Genomic DNA, 21,204 nt, shown 5'->3' with positions numbered 1-21,204 from the left:
CCCGCTCGACCTCGGCTTGACTCTTTGCGAGAGGTTGGAAGTTTGTCCAGTCGAACTGAAGGGGTTCGCCTGCTTCTACGTCATATAATTCTGAAGCACGAACGAACCCAGTCACGCCGAAACCACCTCGATTTTCTCGCGAGCACGGCCAAGGAGGTTGCCCACAGTACCGGGTGAACGGCCAGTTTTGCGGGCGTACTCCCGTGGCCCATACTGGCCCATGCCCACAGCCTCGTACACCTCTCGCTCGGCGTCAGTCAGTGGCGACAGGTCCGGTTCGTAATCGAAAAGCGAAGACTGTGGACTCACAGACTCTCACCCCCGTCAGTCCGGGCTTCCACTCGACCACCTTGGTTTCGCTGTGGCTGGTCTTCCGGATCGGGGTAGTCGAGCTCTTTCCCAGCTGCAGTTCCCCGCGAGATACGGGGCATACAGTCACAGGCTGGACAGCGGTGGGCGATATCATCACCGTCGCCGAACGTCCGTCGGAAGTCACGCGAGACGTGTGCCCCGCAGTGCTGGCAGTTCGACTTCTCGATAGTTTCGTTCTCGACAAGTCGGTTACTCAAGAGAAACCACCCCCGCTCGGGAAACGGCCAATTCCTTCGCAAAATCGCAAGACTGCACCCCAAATGATTCGTAACCGTTGGTGGTTCGATTTGATTTCGAGTTTATACGCAGATGGATCTGCGAGTAAGATTTAGATAGAAGGGCGTAGCCGACGCTTTTCGGGATAGTTCGCCAGAACGAAATAACGCTATGGACTCGCCGGGATTTGAACCCGGGGCCTCTTCCTTGCGAAGGAAGCGATCTGCCACTGATCTACGAGCCCGCGTGGTCTGCCACTCGAACGCGGAGTTATAAAAACCCTGCGCGTGAGAGCGGCCTTCGATAGCGATTCACACTGTCCCGGCCAGCGGTTCGGACGGGTGGCACAACGACGCTGTCGCGAAGCGACAGGCCCCGAGGCTCAGTCCTCGAGGACGATCTCGATGGAGACGTCGTTGGGAACCTGGATGCGCATCAGCTGGCGCAGTGCCCGTTCGTCGGCGTCGATATCGATGAGCCGCTTGTGGACGCGCATCTCCCAGTGTTCCCACGTCGCGGTCCCCTCGCCGTCGGGGGACTTGCGGGTGGGAACCTCAAGCGTCTTGGTGGGGAGCGGAACCGGACCGGAGAGTTCGACCCCGGTCTTGTTCGCAATCTCCCGCACGTCGGCGCAGATGTCGTCGAGGTCCTCGGGGCTTGTGCCCGCGAGCCGAACGCGTGCCTGCTGGGACATACGTTATCGCTCGTTGACGCTGAGGACTTTGCCGGCGGCGATGGTCTGACCCATGTCGCGGATAGCGAACGAACCGAGCTCCGGAATCTCGGAGGACGGCTCGATGCTGAGCGGCTTCTGTGGGCGGACCGTCACGACGGCAGCGTCCCCGTTCTGGATGAAGTCGGGGTTCTCCTCGGCGACCTCGCCGGAGGACGGGTCGATCTTCTTGTCGATGGACTCGACAGTACAGGCGACCTGTGCCGTGTGGGCGTGGAAGACCGGCGTGTACCCTTCCGTGATGACGGACGGGTGCTGCATCACGACGATCTGGGCCTGGAAGGTCTCGGCGACCGATGGCGGGTCGTCGGCCGGACCACAGACGTCACCGCGTCGGATGTCGTCCTTGCCGACGCCGCGGACGTTGAACCCGACGTTGTCACCGGGCTCGGCCTTCGGGACTTCCTCGTGGTGCATCTCGACGGTCTTCACTTCACCGGAGACGTCAGACGGCTGGAAGCTGACGTTGTCGCCGGTGTTCAGGATACCCGTCTCGACACGGCCGACCGGGACCGTACCGATACCGGAGATGGTGTAGACGTCCTGAATCGGCAGTCGGAGCGGCGCGTCCGTCGGCGGCTCCGGAGCCGGCAGGTTGTTGAGTGCTTCCAGCAGGATTTCGCCGTCGTACCAGTCCGTGTTCTCGGACTCCTCGGCGACATTGTCGCCTTCGAACGCCGAGAGCGGGATGAACTTGGCGTTGTCAGGGTCGAAGCGGACCTGAGTGAGGAGGTCCTTGACCTCTTCGACGACCTGCTTGTACTCGGACTCGCCGTAGTCGACGAGGTCCATCTTGTTGACACCGACGACGAGCTCGCCGATGCCCAGGGTGCGGGCCAGGAACACGTGCTCCTGGGTCTGCGGCTGAACGCCGTCGTCCGCGGCGACGACCAGGACGGCGTTGTCGGCCTGGGACGCGCCGGTAATCATGTTCTTCACGAAGTCGCGGTGACCAGGACAGTCCACGATGGTGAAATCGTAGGCGTCGGTGCTGAACTCCTGGTGGGCGATGTCGATGGTGACACCACGCTCACGCTCTTCGGCGAGGTTGTCCATGACGTAGGCGAACTCGAATCCGCCCTTGCCCTTCTCCTCGGCTTCTTCCTTGTGCTGTTCGATGACGTGCTCCGGTACCGATCCTGTCTCGTACAGGAGTCGGCCGACGAGCGTGCTCTTCCCGTGGTCGACGTGGCCGATAATGGCCAGGTTCTGGTGTTGTTCGTCGCTCATTGTTATCTCTCACGCGCAGAGGCGCTGTATCGGGTTTATTAGCTGGTGGTTCATAAAACGATTTCGAAAGCGTGTAAGCGTCAGCCCGTCGCTTTCTTGCGATTCGGCACGACATGGCATGGTAGTGTGGCACCCAATAGCTTGGTCAGGGAGAACGACCGATACCGACAGTCACGGCCGGGTTTGTGTCCTTCGGAGTGACAAACGGGACTGCCAACTGAGGGAAGCACAGTGAATAAGAGAACGATGCGGGCGTGTCGGAAATCCCGCTGTCTCGTTACAGTCGGCCGATATCGGCAAGCACCGCGCTCGCCGTCTCCGGGCCGCCGGCACCGCGGCCGGAAATGTTGAGTTGGCCGGCGTGCTCGGTTTCCAGCTGAGCGATGTTGCGGGTCCCCGAGACGGCAAGCGGCGCGTTGTCCGGAACGAGCCGCGGGCCGACGCGGACGGAGCCCTCGACGACCTCGGCGATGAGCCGAACGGTCCGGCCGTCAGCCCGTGCGAGTTCGAGCGCACTGCCGGAGATATCCTGAATGCCCTCGACTTCGGCGTCGTCGAGCGTGTATTCCGTCTCGTCATCGGCCAGGACGTTCGCGATGATGACGCCTTTCAGCGCCGCGTCGGTGCCGTCGACGTCGAAGGTCGGGTCGGCCTCGGCGACGCCGAGGTCCTGTGCCTCCGCGAGGACGTGCTCGTAATCGAGACCCTCGGTCGCCATCCGGGAGAGGATGAAGTTCGCCGTCCCGTTGAGCACCCCGCGGACGGCGGTGATGTGGCTCGGGTCGAAGTCGTCGATGGTCGAGAGGACCGGCATCGCACCGCCGACGGTTGCCTCGAACAGCACGCCCCCCTCGCTCTCGCGTTCCAGCGCGCGAACGTCGGCGTACCGCTCTGCGACCGGGCCTTTGTTCGCCAGCACGGCGTGGCAGTCTCGTTCAAGCGCGGCCTGAACGTGGCTGAATCCCGGTTCGGCGTCGCCGAGCGTCGTCGGCGTCGCCTCGACGAGTACGTCGTACTCGGCCGAAAGCGCGTCTTCGGGTGCGGCACTGCCGACAACGCCGTCGGTTCGCTTCCGGTCGAGCACCTCGGCAGTGTCGATGCCGGCGCTGTCGATGACGGCACTACTGGAGTCAGCGAACGCGGTGACCGAATGGCCGTGGTCGCTCGCTAATTCGACGACGCTGGATCCGACTGCGCCGGCTCCGATGACGGCGAGTCTCATGCCTCACCTCCCGCAGCGAGCGGCTCGATGACGTGGAGCCCCTTCTCGTCGGCGACAGCACGAATCGAAGTCATCGTCTCGTCGACTGCCCCTTCCTCGGTCGCCAGTCGGATGCGTGCGCTGGAGGCGTCGTCGGTTCCCTCCGGTGCCGACAGCGAGAGGTCGGTCACGGTCGCGTCAGTAGATTCGTGAATCCGCGAAAGTGTGTCAGAGAGGTCTGTGTTGACGAGGTGGCCGGTGAGGATGATCGTCAGCGCCTCGCTGTACTGCTCTGCCCCGGCCTGGATGACGTTGATGCCCGCGTCGCGGAGGGCGTCGACGATCCCGTCGAACCGCTCGGGGGTCGCCTCCAGGTCGACCTCCACGGGAATGTGGCCCCGCGGGGTCACGTTCCCCCGCTCGTGGAAGATAGAGAGGAGGTTCCCGCCGTTCGTGGCGATGGGCTCGAGCGCCCGCAGCAGTTCGCCCGGTTCGTCGACCAGCTCCAGCCGAACTGTGTAGGACCGTACCTCGTCGGTCGAGTCGCTCATCGCCCGCTCACCTCCTGAGTATCTCGGCTCATTGTGGATGACTCAGCAGGGGCACGTATAAGAAACCGTTCGTTTGGTCTCACGGCAGAAAGCGGTCGTACAGGTCGTCGATCCACTCGTTGTACGCCTCGCCGCGAGGCGACCCCCAGGGATTGCGTGAAAAGTAGTACATCGCCGCGAACATCCCCGCAAGCGTCAGTGCCAGCCCCGTCGGCAGGACGAAACTCCAAATGAACGTCGACGTGCCGGCGATGACAGCAGCGACGAGAAGGTCCACAATCTGATGCAGGCGGTCGCTCATACCGTGCTGTTCGACGTCGGTTGACCTAAACGTGGGGCTCAACCCTACTCGTGCCGGATACAGACAGGTGAACGCTACGTTTTTTTGCCTGACAGCAGAGGGATTCGTATGTGTACGCCCTCCAAGCCACATCGCTGTCGACAGGTGCAGCGCTGCTCGCCGTCGGAACGTTCGCCGTCGTCGGAGCGGGCATCGGCGCGCTCGGAAGCGCGGTCGTACGACGACTCTCGAACCCCGTCGCCAGATACCGGCAGTTGTTCCTCGCTATCATACTCCCGTTTACGCTGCTGTCGTACGTCGTCTTTCTGTTGCTCGGACTCGGCCACTTGATTGCCGGCGGGCAGCCCGGAGTCGTCGGAGCAGTGGTAGCGACGTTCGCCGAGCTACTCGCCGCCGGCACCGTCGGACTGGCCGCCTACGCGCCGACTGTCCCGGGTATCCGCAGCGTCCGTGACATCGAACTCTCGACCGGTCGGGCGGTGGTCCGGATGGGGCGGTACGTCCTCGGAATCACTGCGTTGGTGACTGTCGTCGTGGTGCCGCTCGAAGCCGGGCTGTCGCCCCCCGGACTGCTGGCTCTCGTTGCCGTTTTCGCTGTCACCGTACAGGCCGTCTCACCGTGGTTCATCCCGCTAGTGCGGTCGGTCGATAGGCCGGACGAACCGACAGCAGAGACACTGGAGCGACTCAAAGAGCGTGCGGGACTGACTGTCCGAGACGTCCGGGTGTTCGACACCGAACAGGAGAGAACCGCGAACGTGACCGTGCGCGGCGTCCCCGGCTATCGTCGCCTGTTCCTGACGAGCACGTTCCTCGACGTGTTCGACGACGAGACGGCGACGGCCCTGCTCGCAGTCCAGGCCGGCCGCCAGAACGCCCGAGTCCTTGCCCGGGTCGTCGGCGGCCTGCTCGTCGCAGTAGTTCCGCTGTTCGTGGCACTGGCCGGCATCGGCCCGCTGTGGCCCCTCGTCGGCGCGAGTCTCGGACTCATCGTCGTCAGCCAGTGGGTCACCCGCCGCGGGGTTCGGGCCGCCGACGATTACGCGGCCGAGCGCGTCGGCCCGGGTGCCGTCGCGGACGCCCTCGAACGGTACGCCGACATCCACGACATGGAACCGTCGAGACGACGGCTCGCGAACCCGTTCTCGAAATCGCCACCGCTGGGGAACCGAATCGACCGGTTGCGGGGACAAGCGGGAGAGTGAGAGCTGTTCGGTGGCGGAACAAAGAGGGGTCAAAGCGCGGGAAGGCATACCGTGCGCCGACGGCGCGCGGTTTCACTCCGAGCGCGCTCGCAGAGCGCGACTCGGAGGTCGTTTTTAGCGTAGATTTTTACGAGGAGTGGTTCCCGCAGCGCCGCCGTCGGCGGCGCGAGGAAACCCGACGAAGTAAAAAGGTACTTAGAAGTAGTCGATAGCCGGGTTCAGTTCCTGCTTCATGCCCTTGCGCTCGCGGATCTCGCTGATCTTGTCCGGCTGGAGATTGTCGGCAAGGACCTGGAAGCCGGCGTTCTCGGTGTTCCAGGAGGCACGGCCCTCAGTGGCCGAGCGGATGTCGGAGGAGAAGCCGATCATCTCGTCGACCGGCGCGACGCCTTCGACGACCATCAGGTCGCCTTCCTGGTACATGTCGTCGACGCGGCCACGGCGGCCCTGGATCTCGCCGCTCGCAGCGCCCATGTGGTCGTTGGGCACGTCGATGCGGACCTGCTGAATCGGCTCCAGCAGCTTGATGCTGGCGTCGATGAGCGCGTTGTGGACAGCCTCGCGGACGGCCGGGATGACCTGGGCCGGGCCGCGGTGGATGGCGTCCTCGTGGAGGCGAGCGTCGTGGAGACGGATGAGCGACCCCTGGACCGGCTCGGACGCGAGCGGGCCGTCGTCGAGGGCTTCTTCGAGGCCTTCGATGACGAGTTCCATCGTCTCGTTGAGGTGCTGGATACCCTTCGTCTCGTCGAGCAGGATGTTGGTCCCGTGGATGTGCTCGATGTTCTGGGAGTCGTCCTTGTCCATGCCGGCCTCCTGCAGCGCTTCACGGCGCTCCAGTTCTGGCATGTCCATCGACGCCTCGCCCATCTTGATGGTCTCGACGATGTCCTCGCCGAGCGGCTCGATGCTGATGTAGAAGCGGTTGTGGTTGTTCGGCGACCGACCTTCGACTTCGCGGCTGTCTGCCTGCGGGGCCTCGCGGTAGACAACAATCGGCTCACCGGTGTTGATCGGGATGCCCTGGTTGCGCTCGATACGCTGGCCGATGACTTCCAGGTGGAGTTCACCCTGCCCGGAGATGAGGTGCTCGCCGGTGTCCTCGTTAATCTCGACCTGAATGGTCGGGTCTTCCTTGGCGACCTGCTGGAGCGTCTCGATGAGCTTCGGCAGGTCGTCCATGTTCTGTGCCTCGACGGACTTCGTGATGACCGGCTCCGAGATGTGCTCGATGGACTCGAACGGCGTCATCTCCTCGCTGGAGACGGTGGAGCCAGCGATGGCGTCCTTGAGGCCCGTGACGGCGGCGATGTTCCCGGCGGGAACGTGCTCGACTTCCTCGCGCTCGCCACCCATGTAGATACCGACGCTCTGGATGCGGTTCTTGCCCGCAGTTCCGGAGACGTACAGCTCCTGGCCCTTCTCCAGCGTGCCGGAGAAGACACGACCGGCGGCGATTTCGCCAGCGTGGGGGTCGACACCGATGTCGGTGACCATCAGGACGACTTCGCCGTCCTCGTTGACCATCGCCATGTCCTCGGCGAGCTGGGATTCGGCGTCGCCACGCCAGATACGCGGCACGCGCATCGGCTGGGCGTCGACAGGGTTCGGGAAGTGCTCACACACCATGTCGAGCACCACGTCGGACAGCGGCGTGCGCTCGTGGAGTTCCTGGCGGTTGTCGTTGCGCTCGAGCTCCATGATTTCGCCGAAGTCCATGCCGGTCCGCTGCATCGACGGCATCGAGACGCCCCACTTGTACAGCGCGGAGCCGAAGCCGACGGTCCCTTCCTCGACGGAAACCGTCCAGTCCTCGATGTCGTCCATCTCCTCGGTCATACCGCGGATGAGGTCGTTGACGTCCTGAATGACCGCGAGCAGGCGCTCCTGCATCTCCTCGGGTCCTTCCTGAAGCTCGGAGATGAGGCGGTCGACCTTGTTGATGAACAGCGTCGGCTTGACGCCCTCGCGGAGCGCCTGCCGGAGCACCGTCTCGGTCTGGGGCATCGCGCCCTCGACGGCGTCGACGACCACCAGCGCGCCGTCGACGGCACGCATCGCACGGGTCACGTCGCCACCGAAGTCGACGTGGCCGGGGGTGTCGATGAGGTTGATGAGGTGGTTCTGGTCCTCGTATTCGTGGGTCATCGAAACGTTAGCCGCGTCGATGGTAATCCCACGTTCCTGTTCGTCTTCCTCAGTGTCCATCGCCAGCTGTTCGCCGGCGGTGTCGTCGGAAATCATGCCGGCACCGGCCAGCAGATTGTCTGTCAGTGTCGTCTTTCCGTGATCGACGTGAGCAGCGATGGCGATGTTCCGGATGTGCTCCGGATCGTCCATCAGTGTCTCACATTCTTGGACGATTTTCTTACGTCGGCCCATTATACAGCTTTCTATCAACAGCAGGGTCAAAAGGATAGTGTTTCACTACGGCCGTGACCGCTTGAAATTCGGCCGTTCGCGTGGGATAGTCTCGCATTAGCAATCGCTCGCAGTCAGAGGAGTATACCCAGCGATTATAATTATTTGCAGTCGGATGAGTAATGATTGCAAAGGTATTAGCGCCAGCCAGCAGACGGAAGCGTATGACTCGACGTCCACACCTCGACACGATTGCAGTCGATACCGAGACGGCGTCAGCAGCAGGGGATGTCACGCTCCCGATACACCTCTCGTCGACCTACGAACTGGCCGGGCTCGATACGGACCTGTCTCTTGAGGACGTCGACCCCGGTGAAGGCGAGTTCCTCTACTCGCGGCTGTCGAACCCGACACGACACGGCCTCGAACAAGAGTTAGCCGCGCTAGAGGACGGAGAGCGAGCCTATGCCTTCAGTTCGGGGACAGCGGCCGTTGCAACAGCGGTGCTCTCACTGGTCGAACCGGGCGACCACGTCGTTGCGTTCGACGACCTGTACGCGGGCACGCGACGGATGTTCGAAACGCTGTTCCGGGACCAGCTTGGCGTCGACGTGGAGTTCGTCGACGCGACTGACGCCGACGCTGTCGCGGCCGCGATGACGCCGGCAACGGAGTTAGTCTGGGTCGAGACCCCGACAAATCCGTTGATAAAACTCTGTGATATCGATGCGATTGCGGCCGTCGCCGCCGACTACGACGCGACGGTCGGGGTCGACAACACCTTCGCGAGTCCGTACTTCCAACAGCCGCTGTCGCTCGGTGCGGACCTGGTGGTCCACAGCACAACGAAGTACCTCAACGGCCACAGCGATGCTGTTGGCGGCGCATTGATTACCGACGACCCCGAGGTCGCCGAGCGGGTAGAGTTCCGCCAGCAAATCGCCCTCGGGAATATGCTCGCCCCGTTCGACAGCTATCTCATCTCACGAGGTATCAAAACGCTGGGCGTCCGGATGACTCGCCACGAGAACAACGCCATGGCCCTTGCGCAGTACCTCGACGACCACGAGCACGTCGAAGCGGTCCACTACCCAGGGTTAGAGAGCCACCCACAGCACGACCTGGCTCGCGAGCAGATGCAGGGCTTTGGCGGCGTGCTCTCGTTCGAACTGGCCGGAGACATGGCCGACGCAAAACAATTTCTCGAAGCTCTAGAGACGGTGACGCTGGCAGTCAGCCTTGGCGGCGTCGAAAGTCTAGCGGAGCTTCCGGCGGCGATGACGCACGAACCGCTCTCACCGGCGGCGCGGGACGAACTCGGCATCTCTGATACGCTCATCCGCCTTTCAGTCGGTATCGAGGATGTCGAGGACCTCCGGGCGGATCTGGAGCGCGGTTTCGCGGCGCTTGAGTCCTGAGCGCTGCGTGCGAACGCTGCCCCCACCCGTGGATTAATAGCTCTGTGGCCCATGAGAAAGTGACACATGGACGTGCACGTGCAGGGTGGGCCGGCCGAACCATTTCTCGGAGCGAGGGACCTCTTCTCGACGGAACACGACCTGAAACGACCAGTGACAGTCCGGGTCCGGGAGGACCCTGATGAACGTACCCGCGTCAGCCACAGCGACGACGCCCACCGGCTGACAATCTCCCGTCAGGCCGCGACGAGCGCGATGGCCCGCGAGCTGGCGTTACACGAGTACGCACACATGCACCACCACGAATGCGGGCATCCGTCGCACACACAATCGACGCGAGAAGCCATCTACCTCGCGCTGGCGGGGCGTTCGGTCGAACAGCGAAAGCTCACGCACTGTTACCAGATCGCCAACCACATGAAAGACGTCTACGCCGACGATATCTGGATGCCAGTGGTGCCCGGCGACAAACTGGTCCCGTTTCTGGAAGCCAGCCTCGCGGCCGCCGTCGCGGACCGCCCCGGCGATCCGCCGACCTGGGACCGCTCGACGTCACCGACCCGAGTGCGCCACCCCAGCGAACCGGCCGCACGGCTGACGCCGGCTGCAGACCCGGATATCACGGCCGTCAATGCGGCGTTCGCCCTTGCGCTGTGTGAGCGCCACGACCTGGTCGAACCGGACCACCGGCTGTACGACCTCGCCCACGCCGCGGCCCAGGACGCCGAATCGGTCGACCTCACGGAGTTCAAGCGCCACTTCGCCTCGCTGTCGCCCGAGCCGAACGAGTCCGAGTTCCGGAAGGCGCTCGTCGACGTGACTCGCGCGTACGCCGGCGGCGGCGGCCGAGCGGCAGACTGAAACCGAATGTCCCGGGAAGATCGGCTCACTGACGGCCGGGTGTTGTCACACGCAGGCGATAGCCTCGTCGCCACCGACTGCCGGCTTCGCTTGCGCGCGAACACAAATTAACTGGCAGAACTGTTTTTGCGTGGACTTGTGAACTAGTTGACTATGACCGAGGCGCTTCGCGGCCGGCATCTCGACGGGGAAACCGATGTCGTCGGCGGACGGATTCAGGTGTTACACATCGACGACGACCCTGATTTCGTGGCTGTCGCAGCGGATTCCCTGGAGGCTGCGGACGACCGGATCTCCGTCGAAACCGCGACCAGCGCACGAGACGGGCTCGACCAGCTCGCCGAAAACGGGTTCGACGCCGTCGTCTCCGACTACGATATGCCGAAGATGAACGGCATCGATCTGCTCGATGCGATTCGGGAGACAGACCCGGATCTGCCGTTCATTCTGTTCACCGGTAAGGGCAGCGAAGAGGTGGCCAGCGAAGCCATCTCGATGGGCGTCACCGACTATCTACAGAAGTCGTTCGGAGTCGAGGTGTACGAGCTACTGGCCAACCGCATCGAAAACGCGGTCTCCGAGTACCGCGCGAAGCGACAGGCCGCCGAGTCAGAGCGCCGCGTCCGGGAGCTCACCGAGGCAACCAACGATATCCTCTGGGAGTTCACGGCCGACCTGAGCGAAGTCCTCGTGATCAACTCCGCCTACGAGGATATCTGGGGGCGGTCAGTGGCCAAGCTCCGTGACAACCCCTACGATTTCCTGAACGGTATCCATCCCGAGGACCGCGAACTGATGAAAGACGCGATGCGGCGTCTCATACACGGCGAGTCGGCCGACGTCGAATGCCGTGTCAACGCAACAGAGGAGTATCAGCGCTGGGTCTGGATACAGGGCGAGCCGATCACGAACGACGACGGCGAGGTCGTTCGCGTGGCTGGGTTCGCCCGTGACATCACCGAGCGGCGGAACCGCGAGCGCGAACTCGAAGCCACCAAGAACCAGCTCACAGAGCACAACCAGACGCTCCGGAGGCTCTACGAGATCAGCGCCGACCCCGACGCCTCGTTTGAAGAGAAGATACAGGCGGTTTTGGACCTTGGTCGGGAGCGCCTTGGGACCGCCAGCGCGTTCCTGTCCGCGAACGACGCCGACCGCGACGAGTTCACCGTCCGCTATGCGAGCGGGAGCGACGAACGGCTCAAGCCGGGAACCGTCACGCCGCTGTCGGAGGCGTACTGCCGGAAGATGATCGACACAGGGAGCGTCATGGCAATCGCCGAAGCGTCCGAAGAGGGGTGGGCCTCGGACCCAGCATACGACCGCTGGGAATACGAGACGTACATCAGCGCCGAGGTCCGTGTCCGTGACGCGCATTCAGGGAGCCTCTGTTTCGTCGACCGGGAGGCCCGCAAGACCCCCTTCACCGAGGACGAGAAGACGTTCGTCCATCTCGCGGCGCAGTGGGTGAGCTACGAACTCGAACGCCAGCAGCGCGAGCAACGCCTCGAGCGGTACAAGCAGTACACCGACGACATGCTGGACGCCATCGACGACGTGTTCTACGTCCTCGACAGCGACGGCCGCTTCCGGCGCTGGAACGAGAGTCTGCTGAACGTGACCGGCTACTCGGCCGCCGAAGTCGCCGGGACCCACGGAGCCGAGTTCTTCCCGGCGGAGTATCGGGACCTCGTTGGGGCCGCTATCGAATCGGTGTTCGAGGGCGACACGACCCGCGTGGAAGTGCCGTTTATCACGAAATCGGGGGACCAGATCCCCCACGAGTTCACGGCGACCCGCGTCGAAGACCCCGACGGGAACCCGATGCTGGCCGGCATCGGCCGGGACATCACCGAACGGAAGGCACGCGAGCAGGAGCTTACGCGAACGAAGGAACTCCTCGACCAGGCCCAGCGGATCGCGAGCGTCGGCGGCTGGGAGATAGACGTGACGAGCGAGCCGCCGGATATGACGGTGACAAGCGAGTTCTACCGGTTGCACGGCCTGACTCCGGACGACGAACTGAGCGTCGACTCTATCGTCGACCTGTACCACCCCGACGACAGGGAGACGGTCATGACCGAGTTCGAGCGGGCGATAGAAACAGCAGAGGGATACGACATGGAGGTGCGTATCGGCGACGACGACCACGACCGATGGGTCCGCGCACTGTGTGAACCGGTCACCGAGAACGGCGACGTTGTCAAACTCCGGGGCTCTGTCCAGGATATCACGGACCGAAAGCTCCGAGAGCACGAACTGGAAGGGACTCGCGAGCGGATGGAAATCGCGCTAGAGACCACTAATACGGTCGTCTGGGACCGCGAGTTCGAGTCCGGCGACCTGTCGTACTACCCCGGGTCCGAGACGCTGTACGGCACTGACATCGAGTCGCTGGACGAGTTTTTACCGCTGGTCCATCCCGAGGACCAGCCGGAAGTTGCGGCCCGAATCGAATCGGCGACCGAGACCGGCACGTACGAAGCCGAGTTCCGAATCGTCCGTGACGGCGAGGTCCGCTGGATGGAGGCAAAGGGCCGCGTCGAATCCGACAGCGACGGGACGCCAGTCCGGGCAATCGGTATCGACCGTGACATCACCGAGCGCAAGCGCCGCGAGCAGGAACTGGAGGACACGAACGAACGTCTCGAAGAGTTCACGAGCATCGTCAGCCACGACCTCAGGAACCCACTATCCGTCGCCGAGGGACGCATCGAACTGGCCCAACAGGAGTACGACAGCGAACACCTCGACAGCGCCAGCGACGCGCTCGCGCGGATGCGGACGCTCATCGACGACCTGCTCGCGGCCGCTCGCGACGAGCAGTCAGCGGTTGACGCCGGCGTAGTGGCGCTCACGGACACGGCCGAACAGTGCTGGCACAACGTCGAAACCAACGACGCCGAACTCACTGTCGAGACGGACGCCGTCGTTCGTGCTGACAGGAGCCGATTGGAACAACTGCTCGAGAACCTGTTCAGCAACAGTGTGGAGCATGGCTCCACAAGCAGTCAGCCGGGGGCCGGCGACAGCGTGGAACACGGCGACGACGTCACGGTCACCGTTGGAGAACTTGACGACGGCTTCTACGTCGAAGACGACGGCGACGGCATCGACGAATCAGAGCGGTCGCGCGTGTTCGACACCGGGTACTCCACGTCGGATGCCGGAACTGGGTTCGGACTCTGGATCGTCGCGGAGATCGCCGACGCCCACGACTGGACAGTAACTATCGACGAGGGGAGCGAGGGCGGCGCACGGTTCGAGATTTCCGGTGTCGATATCGTGGAGTGACAGAATAGCGAAACCACCAACCACCGTTGTACTTGGGCGCACGCAGGCGACCGGCTAAACCGGCACGAGCGGCGACACCGACAGCGCGATGCCGACGGCGAGCACCGGGTAGTCACGACGGTCGAACGAAAGCGGCGGAAGTGTCGGGTTCCACGCGAAACAGCGGGCCCGCAGGGCGACCGAGAGCCGGTCCGAGCGGTCGAGCGTCCGTTCCAGCGACCGGACGGCGAGCAGTCGAACGCGGTCCCGGAGCGGTCGGGCCTCACCGCCGCGAGCGTGGATCGCATCGCGCACCTCCCGAACGTCCGCGAGTACCAGCGGGAACAGTCGGACGACGAGCGCCATCCCGATGCCGAGAATCTGGCCGGGCTTGCCGGGTATCAGGCGCTGGACCGCCGCCCGCGTGTCTCGGACCGGCGTCGACGTGAGGTAGGCGGCGCTGACGAGCAACACCGGGAGGATACGCCCGACGTGCAGGGCCGAGCGCAGCGCCGGGTCGACCCGAAACCACGGCGGGCCGAGCGCCACGCCGGCGACGACCGGTGCCAGTGCCAGCACGGCGAGGACGACCCGATAAGAACGCAGGACGGCCAGCGGCGAGAGCCGTGCCGCAGCGAGCGTCCCCAGCGCGAACGCGGTCGTCCCGACGAGCCACGGGAGCGTGGGGTGAGCGACCGCGGCGATGGCGAGCCCGAACTGAACCAGCAGCTTCGACCGCGGGTCCAGCCGATGCGCGAGCGTCGAACCGGGCCGGTAGCTCAACATCGTGGGTCGCGGATACCGAGGTCCGGGAGCGCATCGAGTGCTTCGGCTGGCGACGCATCGAGCACGACCTGCCCATCCTGCAGCGCGACGAGGCGGTCGGCCCGCTCGTGGAGGTCCCGGAGGTCGTGCGTGACGACGATGATGCCCGTTCCATCGGCGGCCAGCGCGTCGAGGTGGTCGAGCACCGACTCCCTGGCCGGCCAGTCGAGGCCGACGAGCGGTTCGTCGAGCACGAGGTAGTCCGGCTCCATGGCGAGCGCCCCGGCAATGGCGACGCGGGCCTGCTCGCCGCCGGAAAGCGCGTCGATACGGCTATCGGCGGCACCCCCGAGGTCGACGGCGTCGAGTGCCGTTTCGACCCGGCGGTCGATCTCGTCCCTGTCGAGGCCGAGGTTCTCCGGACCGAAGGCCACGTCAGCCGCCACGGTCGCCGCGACGAACTGGTCGCGAGGGTGCTGGAACACCATCCCGATGCGTGTCCGGGCGACGACGGGGTCGTCCGTCACGTCCGTCCCATCGACGGTGACCGTGCCGGTGTCCGGGGTCAGCAGGGCGTTGAAATGTCGGACGAGCGTCGTCTTGCCGCTCCCGTTCGGTCCGACGAGCAGGCAGTACTGACCGTCGGGTATCGACAGCGTGAGCCCGTCGAGGACGTCGACGTCGCCGTACCGATAGCGCAGGTCGCTGACCGCGATCATCGACCGGCGAGATACCCACCCTGTACGATGGCAATCGCGATACCGAGCTTCAGGAGGTCCGGCGGTATGTACGGGGCCATCACGGTCGCAGCGCGAGTGAGCGGAAGGCCAGTAACGAACGACATCCACGGGATGCCGATAGCGTACACGACGAGGACCGCCGCGGTGAGCGCGACGACCTGCACTGGGACAGAGAGAGCAGCGACCGGTTTCGGCGCTATGCTCCGGTGCGCGATAGCGCCGGCGACGACCGCGCCGACCAGAAACCCGACGAGGAAACCGCCGGTCCCCTGTCCGGCGATGACGTAGCCAAGCCCCGCGTTCGCGTTCGAGAACACCGGAGCGCCAGCAATCCCGACAAGGATGTACAGTAGCAAGGCAACGCCGCCCCACAGCGGCCCCAGCACCAGACCGGCGAAAAACATCCCAAAGGGCTGGAGCGAGAACGGCACCAGCGGCCCCGGGAGCGGGATAGATATCTGTGCGAGCGCCGCGGTCAGCGCCGCGAGCAGCACCGCCTTCGTGAACAAGCCCACAGTGTCGTCGTCGACGAGGTCGACGGATTGCTCTGTTGCCATGGGTCTCCCTCTCTCGTCAACCGAAATATAGCCAGTGGTTCACAGAACGGGTGTCGCCGGCCGACCCGTCACTCGGCCGGCGTGATGCGGGCGAGCACGTCGTCGCGCTCCCGCGGGAAGCCGTCGCCGGCCCGCCCGTCGCGGTTCGACGTGACGAGGTAGAGGCCGCCGTCGGGCCCCTGCTCGACGTGGCGAATCCGGCCGACTTCGTCGGCCAGCAGGGAGTGGGTCGTCGCGGTGTAGGCGTCGTCGGTCCAGTCGGCGTCGTACACCTCGGCGTCGTCACCCGGTGGCAGGTCCCCACCGGCCGGCGTCAGCGTCGTTGCGAGGAGTTTCTGGCCCTTCAGGCCGCCAGTGAGCAGTCGGTTCCGCAGCGACGGCACGGCGTCGCCGGTGTAGCACAGCGACCCGGAGGGAGCCCAGCCGCCGGTGTTGCCCGTGTTTGCGAGCGGGCGGCGGACTTCGGGGCCGGCGTCGGCGTACTCCTCGTGCTTGCGGGTGTCGGGCCAGCCGTAGTACCCCCCAGCCACGAGGCGGTTGAGTTCGTCCCGGCCGGTCGGGCCGTGCTCGGAAGCTACGACAGTGCCGTCCGGAAGCCACGCGAGCCCCTGTGGGTTCCGGTGGCCGTAGGTGAACACCCGCGGGTCACCACCGAGGTCCGGGTTTCCGGGTGCGGGGTCGCCCGCGGGCGTCACGCGGAGGACTTTCCCACCGAGCGAGTCGGTGTCCGCGGCCAGTTCGCCGGACCCGGCGTCGCCGGTCGTGATCCAGAGGTAGTTCTCGGGGCCGAACGTGAGCCGACCGCCGTTGTGTATCTTGCTTCCGGGAATGTCGTCGACGAGGACGGACTCCGTGGCGGCCGGGTCCTCGGCCGAGACGTCCATGGCGACGACCCGGTTGAACCGCTCGTCGTCGTCGGTTGTCGTCGTGTAGTAGACGTACACCACCGGCGGCTCGGGGTAAGTCGGGTGCGCGGCGACGCCGAGCGTGCCGCCCTCGCCGCCCGTTACCCACCAGCCATCGTCGCTCGATTCCGCGTCGATGACCGCTGCGGGTTCGGTGACTGTTCGGACGCTGCCGTCCACAAACGAGAGGACGCGGCCGACCCGCTCGGTGAGAAACAGCGTTCCGTCCGCGGCAAACGAGAGGTCCCACGGGATTTCGAGGTCCTCGATGAGCGGTTCGGTGGCGAGCGGCGCGTCTGTCGGCGACGCGGTCGGAGCCGCCCAGTCGGTGTCGGGTGACTGGCTGCGCTCGTGGCTAATGGATACGTCGTAATGGTCCAGCGCCCGAGCCGGGTCTGCCGCCGTAGTGGTTGTCGGCGTCGGGTCCGAGCTACCGTCCTGTGTCCCGGACTCACCGCGACAGCCGGCCAGCGCGGTCGCCCCGGCGGCGGCGAGCGCGGCGAGATACTGGCGACGAGACCCGCCGTCCTGGCACGGTTTTCGCATAGATTTCACTGCAGAGCAAAGAAGAATAAAGATGTCGGAGACAGCCGGGTTAGCGAGCGGCGGCCGCGACGCGTTCTTTCTCTTCTTTCTGGTTGACCGCGTAGGCCTGGACGTCGTCGTTAGCAGCGCCGATGAGCTGCTGTGCGAGCGCCTCGGCGGCGCTCGTGGTGGTCTTGAACGAGCCACCGTACACGCCCTCTGCGATGAACTTCAGGGCCTGGTCGACGCGGCGCTGTGGCGCGACGTCGACGGCCTTCGGGACCGAGATACCACCGTATTTCAGGCGGACGGTCTCCTCTCGCGGGGCGCTGTTCTCGACAGCGCTGACGAGCACCTGAATCGGGTTCTCGTCGGTGCGCTCGTGAACGATTTCGAACGCCTCAGTGACGATGGAGGTCGCGAGCTGCTTCTTGCCCGTGTTCTCGTCGGTCTGCATCAGGCGGTTGATGAGCCGCTCGACGATGCTGATCTCGCTTTTCTTGAACTGCTTGTCCGCGTGTCGCCCCATCGTGTGGGCGATCGGCGTGACAGTGATGTAGCGCTCAGTCGAGGGGTCGGAGTACTCGATATCCGTGATCTCCCACTCGCCGAACAGCTTCGCACGGGCCGTCTCCGGCTCGCTTTCCGCAGCCTCGTCAGCGTCAGCCTCGGGTGTGTCTTCGGCACTCATGGTTATCGGACCGGTTTCTCCGCGTTCCCGCGAACGAGTTCGATGAGAGAGACGCCGTTGACCTTCTCGACCTTGTAGTTGACACCGGAGAGGTCGCCCATCGCGCGGCCCTTCGCCCCGCCGATACCCGCAATCGTGACCTCGTCGTGCTCGTCGATGAAAGAGATAGCGCCGTCACCGGGACAGAACGCGGTGACCTGCTTACCGTTCTTGATGAGCTGGACGCGGACACATTTCCGGATCGCGGAGTTAGGCTGCTTGGCCTCGATTCCGACTTTCTCCAGTACGATACCTCGTCCCTGGGGCGCACCCTCGAGCGGGTCGGACTTCTTGCCCAGGCCGCGTTCGCGACGCGCGTAGTCAGTGTCGGACCACCGATGCTTCTGGCGGTCCTTCTTGAGCTTGCGCGCGGCGTACTTGCCGTTCGCCATAGTAGGCACTGGTACCTTTCGGAGGTACTTAAGACTCCTCTTTCGGACTCAGCCGGTAGCGCTTCCGTGTGTGGCGTTCTGTGCCATAGACGGGGGAAATCAGGTGCAGACCTGCGTTAGATAACGCGAAGAGAGGTCACAACAGCGGGAAAGAAACGGGTAACAAGGTGTTTCAGTCGGCGTATGACGCGCAAAGCAGTTCCCGGCGGTCCTTCGGGAACCCATTTTCGATTATTTCAGGCTTCACAGAGTTTTCTGAGACTATTTCGGGAGACTCCACTAGCATCGGTCTGCGGAATTCGTCACACCCGACAGTGTACGTATCAGGAGTCACAGACACCGGTCCCAGTCCGCCAGGCCGGGAGATAGCCCGGCCACATGGAATCAGGTGTGATAACTGGGCAGATGGTTTCTAGTACCGGCGCTTGAGTTATTCAGACAGACCTGCGGGTAGTATCTATGAAACTCGAACAACGTCTCCCAGACATCGTCCGGCGAACGTACCTCCGGAAGTTGACGCTCATCATTCTCTGTATTGCCCTGCTCGTTGCGGGTGTCAGCGTCACTGCGGAGCGGACGGTCGCAAACGAACTGACTGAACAGCGCGAGAACGAACTGCAGACGGGTACCATCCAGACGGCCACGACAACAGCGGACTGGGTCCGTAGCCAGCGAAACGCCGCACGAACTCTCTCAACGCTGTCCGACGTTCAGGAGGGGAGTCCAACGATGATCCGTGGCGCGTTACAGCGGCAAGCGTTCTACCAGCCGGATTCAGTGTATGCCATCCACTACGTCAACGAGGAGACCCTGGAAATCGAGGAGTCGTCGCTGAGCGACCGACGCGACACGTCGCTCCGAACTGACGACTTCGAGTGGGAAGGTGGCGGCCTCTCGGTCACCGGGTCGAACTCGGTCGATATGTCGACAGTGTACACTTATGACGGGGGGAAGTACATCGCCTTCGCGAGCCCGGTCGCCCGGAGCGACAAACTGGTCGTCGTGGTCCACAACGTGACCGCGCGGACGGCCCAGTTCCGCAACTCCATCGACGGCGGTGAAACGCGGATTATCCGACAGGACGGCACGGTCCAGTTCGCCGAGGACGCCTCGACTATCGGGACGCAGTACAACGTCTCCGCCAACCTGACCGCACTCACAGCGGGAGAAAGCGACGTGGCCCGGAGCGGGCCGTACCTGCTCGCCGCGGAGTCCGTCGATGACACGCCGTGGATCGTCGTCAAGCAGGCCCCGAAATCGACCGCCTTCGCGTTACGTGACAGTATTCAGGGGAGCTTCGTCGCCATCATCGGCGTTTCACTGGCCGGGTTCGCCCTCATCGGCGTCCTCGTCGGTCGCGGCATCATGCAGTCGCTCAGACGGCTCTCGACACAGGCGGAAGCCCTCGCGGTGGGGAACTTCGACACCGACATCGAACAGTCTGACCGCCTCGACGAGATCGGCGACGTCCAGAACGCCTTCTACGAGATGAAGACCTATCTCGACACCGTCGCCGCACAGGCCGACGCACTCTCCAGACAGGCGTTCGACGACCCGGTGCTCGACGAGGACATCCCCGGCCAACTCGGGGCGTCGCTATCGAGCATGCACGGCAACCTCGAATCGTTCATCAGCGACCTCGAACAGGCCCAGCAAGAGGCCGAAGAGTCCAAAGAGGAGGCTGAGGAGTTGGCCGGAACGCTCGAACGGCAGGCCGAGGAGTTCTCGGCCGTGATGCGGAAAGCGGCCGACGGCGACCTCACGCAGCGACTCGACACCGACACGGACAACGACGCGATGGCCGACATCGCCGCCGCGTTCAACGATATGCTCGCCCAGCTCGGCCAGACAGTCATGCGTATCCGGGAGTTCGCTGACGACGTCGACGGCTCCGCCGACCAGATCACCGCGAGCGCCACGGAGGTCCGTGACGCCAGCGAGGAGGTCAGCGAATCCGTGCAGGAGATCGCCGACGGCGCGGAGACGCAGTACGAGAACATCGAAGAGACGGTCGACGAGATGTCAGGCCTCTCCGCGACGGTCGAAGAGGTCGCAGCACAGGCCGACGAAGTCGCGACCACATCGAACGAGGCCGCCGAAATCGGTGAGACCGGTAGCGAGCGTGCGTCGGAGGCCATCGAGGTGATGAACGACATCGAGACGCGAGCCGACGAGACTATCGACCGCGTCGAGTCCCTCGACGAGGAGATGGAGCAGATAGGCGACATCGTCGATCTCATCGACGACATCGCCGAGCAGACCAATATGCTCGCCCTGAACGCCTCTATCGAGGCCGCCCGAGCCGGCGAAGCTGGCGAAGGGTTCGCCGTCGTCGCCGACGAGATCAAAGGCCTCGCCCAGGAAACGACCGAGGCCACCGAAGAAGTCTCGACGGTTATCGAGGACGTGCAGGACACCACCGGTGACGCCGTGACCGACATCAGGCAGATGGGCGACTCCGTCACGGACGGTATCGACACTGTCGACGACGCGATCAAGTCCCTCGAACAGATCGTCGACCGCGTCGAGGAGGTCAACGACGGCATCCAGTCCATCAGCGACGCCACCGACGAGCAGGCCGCGACGACGGAGGAAGCAGTGGCGATGACCGACGAGGTCGGGACAATCAGCGAGGAAACCGCGTCCCGCGCCGAGAACGTCGCCGCCGCCGCGGAGGAACAGACCGCGACGATCAACGAAGTCACCGGCGGCATCGAGTCCCTCTCGGACCAGGCCGGCGACCTCAGCGAACTCTTGCAGACGTTCGATGTTGACAGCGGCACCACGCACAGCGATACCGACGTGTACGAACACGGCACGGACGACCCGGCCACTGGCGACGACTGAGCGTCGCCTCCTGTTTCATCT

The 21,204-nt window shown here is 64.2% G+C and carries 19 protein-coding genes and 1 tRNA gene; 5 read left to right on the top strand and 15 right to left on the bottom strand.

The window, feature by feature from the left end:
- Positions 1-111: 111 nt before the first annotated feature.
- From C442_RS20725 to C442_RS02435, 8 genes are all read right to left on the bottom strand, one after another.
- Entirely contained in the window at positions 112-309 is a 198-nt protein-coding gene (locus C442_RS20725; protein ID WP_008307549.1) for a helix-turn-helix transcriptional regulator, read from the bottom strand.
- Complete coding sequence (locus C442_RS02465) at positions 306-569, bottom strand: DUF7563 family protein (protein WP_008307548.1); 264 nt, start codon at positions 567-569, stop codon at positions 306-308. Before C442_RS02465 ends, C442_RS20725 begins: the two co-directional genes overlap by 4 nt.
- Positions 570-760: 191 nt before the next feature.
- Positions 761-832: transfer RNA gene (locus tag C442_RS02460), tRNA-Ala, on the bottom strand.
- 138 nt (positions 833-970) lie between these two features.
- Positions 971-1,282, bottom strand: a complete 312-nt coding sequence (rpsJ, locus tag C442_RS02455; protein WP_004515425.1) for a 30S ribosomal protein S10 — start codon at positions 1,280-1,282, stop codon at positions 971-973.
- A 3-nt stretch (positions 1,283-1,285) separates the two neighbouring features.
- Positions 1,286-2,551, bottom strand: coding sequence for a translation elongation factor EF-1 subunit alpha (tuf, locus tag C442_RS02450; protein ID WP_005537153.1), 1,266 nt, complete (start codon positions 2,549-2,551; stop codon positions 1,286-1,288).
- A gap of 277 nt (positions 2,552-2,828) precedes the next feature.
- Complete coding sequence (locus tag C442_RS02445; RefSeq protein WP_008307544.1) at positions 2,829-3,773, bottom strand: homoserine dehydrogenase; 945 nt, start codon at positions 3,771-3,773, stop codon at positions 2,829-2,831.
- Positions 3,770-4,303, bottom strand: a complete 534-nt coding sequence (locus C442_RS02440; RefSeq protein ID WP_008307542.1) for an amino acid-binding protein — start codon at positions 4,301-4,303, stop codon at positions 3,770-3,772. Before C442_RS02440 ends, C442_RS02445 begins: the two co-directional genes overlap by 4 nt.
- 79 nt (positions 4,304-4,382) lie before the next feature.
- Entirely contained in the window at positions 4,383-4,604 is a 222-nt protein-coding gene (locus C442_RS02435) for a hypothetical protein (protein ID WP_004959077.1), read from the bottom strand.
- Positions 4,605-4,756: 152 nt separating this feature from the next.
- Here C442_RS02435 and C442_RS02430 point away from each other — a divergent pair, with 152 nt between their 5' ends.
- Positions 4,757-5,809, top strand: coding sequence for a peptidase (locus tag C442_RS02430; RefSeq protein ID WP_049942794.1), 1,053 nt, complete (start codon positions 4,757-4,759; stop codon positions 5,807-5,809).
- Between the two features lie 195 nt (positions 5,810-6,004).
- Here C442_RS02430 and C442_RS02425 read toward each other — a convergent pair whose 3' ends face one another.
- Positions 6,005-8,191 carry an elongation factor EF-2 gene (locus C442_RS02425; RefSeq protein ID WP_008307537.1) on the bottom strand — a complete coding sequence of 729 codons (2,187 nt, stop codon included), beginning with the start codon at positions 8,189-8,191 and terminating at the stop codon, positions 6,005-6,007.
- Positions 8,192-8,394: 203 nt separating this feature from the next.
- On the opposite strand from C442_RS02425, the gene C442_RS02420 reads away from it, so the two are divergent.
- From C442_RS02420 to C442_RS02410, 3 genes are all read left to right on the top strand, one after another.
- On the top strand, positions 8,395-9,588 hold the full coding sequence (locus tag C442_RS02420; protein WP_008307535.1) for a trans-sulfuration enzyme family protein: 1,194 nt from the start codon (positions 8,395-8,397) through the stop codon (positions 9,586-9,588).
- 66 nt (positions 9,589-9,654) lie between these two features.
- The gene (locus C442_RS02415) at positions 9,655-10,449 is read left to right on the top strand and encodes a DUF5781 family protein (RefSeq protein ID WP_008307533.1); all 795 of its coding nucleotides are present in this window, start codon (positions 9,655-9,657) and stop codon (positions 10,447-10,449) included.
- Between the two features lie 153 nt (positions 10,450-10,602).
- Complete coding sequence (locus tag C442_RS02410; RefSeq protein ID WP_008307531.1) at positions 10,603-13,743, top strand: PAS domain S-box protein; 3,141 nt, start codon at positions 10,603-10,605, stop codon at positions 13,741-13,743.
- Between the two features lie 54 nt (positions 13,744-13,797).
- Here C442_RS02410 and C442_RS02405 read toward each other — a convergent pair whose 3' ends face one another.
- The 6 genes from C442_RS02405 to C442_RS02380 all read right to left on the bottom strand — a co-directional run bounded on the left by C442_RS02405 (position 13,798) and on the right by C442_RS02380 (position 18,336).
- Positions 13,798-14,508 carry an energy-coupling factor transporter transmembrane component T family protein gene (locus C442_RS02405; RefSeq protein WP_008307529.1) on the bottom strand — a complete coding sequence of 237 codons (711 nt, stop codon included), beginning with the start codon at positions 14,506-14,508 and terminating at the stop codon, positions 13,798-13,800.
- Complete coding sequence (locus C442_RS02400) at positions 14,502-15,206, bottom strand: energy-coupling factor ABC transporter ATP-binding protein (protein WP_008307528.1); 705 nt, start codon at positions 15,204-15,206, stop codon at positions 14,502-14,504. Before C442_RS02400 ends, C442_RS02405 begins: the two co-directional genes overlap by 7 nt.
- A complete protein-coding gene (locus C442_RS02395; protein ID WP_008307525.1) occupies positions 15,203-15,784 on the bottom strand; it encodes a biotin transporter BioY in 582 nt (193 codons plus the stop codon). Before C442_RS02395 ends, C442_RS02400 begins: the two co-directional genes overlap by 4 nt.
- 68 nt (positions 15,785-15,852) lie before the next feature.
- Positions 15,853-17,235, bottom strand: coding sequence for a PQQ-dependent sugar dehydrogenase (locus tag C442_RS02390; RefSeq protein ID WP_008307523.1), 1,383 nt, complete (start codon positions 17,233-17,235; stop codon positions 15,853-15,855).
- 49 nt (positions 17,236-17,284) lie between these two features.
- Positions 17,285-17,905: a 30S ribosomal protein S7 gene (locus C442_RS02385; protein WP_008307521.1), complete on the bottom strand. Its 621-nt coding sequence runs from the start codon at positions 17,903-17,905 to the stop codon at positions 17,285-17,287.
- Positions 17,906-17,907: 2 nt separating this feature from the next.
- Positions 17,908-18,336: a 30S ribosomal protein S12 gene (locus C442_RS02380; protein WP_004515440.1), complete on the bottom strand. Its 429-nt coding sequence runs from the start codon at positions 18,334-18,336 to the stop codon at positions 17,908-17,910.
- Positions 18,337-18,795: 459 nt separating this feature from the next.
- Here C442_RS02380 and C442_RS02375 point away from each other — a divergent pair, with 459 nt between their 5' ends.
- On the top strand, positions 18,796-21,183 hold the full coding sequence (locus tag C442_RS02375) for a methyl-accepting chemotaxis protein (RefSeq protein WP_008307512.1): 2,388 nt from the start codon (positions 18,796-18,798) through the stop codon (positions 21,181-21,183).
- The last annotated feature ends 21 nt before the right edge of the window (positions 21,184-21,204 follow it).

The sequence above is a fragment of the Haloarcula amylolytica JCM 13557 genome, from assembly GCF_000336615.1.
Taxonomy (GTDB): Archaea; Halobacteriota; Halobacteria; order Halobacteriales; family Haloarculaceae; genus Haloarcula; species Haloarcula amylolytica.
Note: the sequence above shows the minus strand (reverse complement) of the source record. Positions and strands in the feature narration are given on the sequence as shown.

What these genes read in the sequence shown, in the direction of transcription:
- rpsJ (WP_004515425.1), bottom strand. Translation starts at nt 1,282, where the DNA reads ATGTCCCAGCAGGCACGCGTTCGGCTCGCGGGCACAAGCCCCGAGGAC.
- tuf (WP_005537153.1), bottom strand. Translation starts at nt 2,551, where the DNA reads ATGAGCGACGAACAACACCAGAACCTGGCCATTATCGGCCACGTCGAC.
- C442_RS02445 (WP_008307544.1), bottom strand. Translation starts at nt 3,773, where the DNA reads ATGAGACTCGCCGTCATCGGAGCCGGCGCAGTCGGATCCAGCGTCGTC.
- C442_RS02440 (WP_008307542.1), bottom strand. Translation starts at nt 4,303, where the DNA reads ATGAGCGACTCGACCGACGAGGTACGGTCCTACACAGTTCGGCTGGAG.
- C442_RS02435 (WP_004959077.1), bottom strand. Translation starts at nt 4,604, where the DNA reads ATGAGCGACCGCCTGCATCAGATTGTGGACCTTCTCGTCGCTGCTGTC.
- C442_RS02425 (WP_008307537.1), bottom strand. Translation starts at nt 8,191, where the DNA reads ATGGGCCGACGTAAGAAAATCGTCCAAGAATGTGAGACACTGATGGAC.
- C442_RS02420 (WP_008307535.1), top strand. Translation starts at nt 8,395, where the DNA reads ATGACTCGACGTCCACACCTCGACACGATTGCAGTCGATACCGAGACG.
- C442_RS02415 (WP_008307533.1), top strand. Translation starts at nt 9,655, where the DNA reads ATGGACGTGCACGTGCAGGGTGGGCCGGCCGAACCATTTCTCGGAGCG.
- C442_RS02410 (WP_008307531.1), top strand. Translation starts at nt 10,603, where the DNA reads ATGACCGAGGCGCTTCGCGGCCGGCATCTCGACGGGGAAACCGATGTC.
- C442_RS02405 (WP_008307529.1), bottom strand. Translation starts at nt 14,508, where the DNA reads ATGTTGAGCTACCGGCCCGGTTCGACGCTCGCGCATCGGCTGGACCCG.
- C442_RS02400 (WP_008307528.1), bottom strand. Translation starts at nt 15,206, where the DNA reads ATGATCGCGGTCAGCGACCTGCGCTATCGGTACGGCGACGTCGACGTC.
- C442_RS02395 (WP_008307525.1), bottom strand. Translation starts at nt 15,784, where the DNA reads ATGGCAACAGAGCAATCCGTCGACCTCGTCGACGACGACACTGTGGGC.
- C442_RS02390 (WP_008307523.1), bottom strand. Translation starts at nt 17,235, where the DNA reads ATGCGAAAACCGTGCCAGGACGGCGGGTCTCGTCGCCAGTATCTCGCC.
- C442_RS02385 (WP_008307521.1), bottom strand. Translation starts at nt 17,905, where the DNA reads ATGAGTGCCGAAGACACACCCGAGGCTGACGCTGACGAGGCTGCGGAA.
- C442_RS02380 (WP_004515440.1), bottom strand. Translation starts at nt 18,336, where the DNA reads ATGGCGAACGGCAAGTACGCCGCGCGCAAGCTCAAGAAGGACCGCCAG.
- C442_RS02375 (WP_008307512.1), top strand. Translation starts at nt 18,796, where the DNA reads ATGAAACTCGAACAACGTCTCCCAGACATCGTCCGGCGAACGTACCTC.